At 62.6% G+C, this 356-nt stretch carries 1 protein-coding gene; it reads right to left on the bottom strand.

Translation table 11 applies throughout. The annotated features are described in order from the left end of the window. Nucleotides 1–216: hypothetical protein (locus SB658_RS22455; protein ID WP_410602429.1), on the bottom strand; the 216-nt coding region annotated here is incomplete at its 3' end. Between the last annotated feature and the right edge of the window lie 140 nt (nt 217–356).

The following is a 356-nucleotide window of genomic DNA, read 5'->3' as shown; positions in this document are numbered from 1 at the left end:
GTCTGTGTCGACGAAGTCCACGTCGGCCCCGTGCTCTACGAGAAACGAAGCGATCGCGAACTGCCCGGAGGGGACAGCGACCTGCAGCGGCGACTGCCCGCCGTACTTCTTCGGAGGAGCGGTCGCCGTCAGCGCGACGATACCGGAATCCCGTTCGAGCCGCTCGACGACCTTCTCGGTTTCTCCGTCGATGATCTCCTTGAACAGAGCCTGCATGTCAGCTTCCTTCAGGCAGGCGGACGCCCTGCCGCTCGATGGAGAACAGGCTCAGTGCCCGATGACACCCTGCAGGTCTACCGCGACCTGGATCGATGCGATGGTCTCCCTCTTATGCAGGTTCTCCACCTTCTCCTGAC

Origin of the sequence: Bacillus sp. SIMBA_008 (assembly GCF_046535495.1) — a bacterium.
In the GTDB taxonomy this organism is placed as follows: Bacteria; Bacillota; Bacilli; order Bacillales; family Bacillaceae; genus Bacillus; species Bacillus subtilis.
This window is presented reverse-complemented; position numbering and strand designations above follow the sequence as displayed.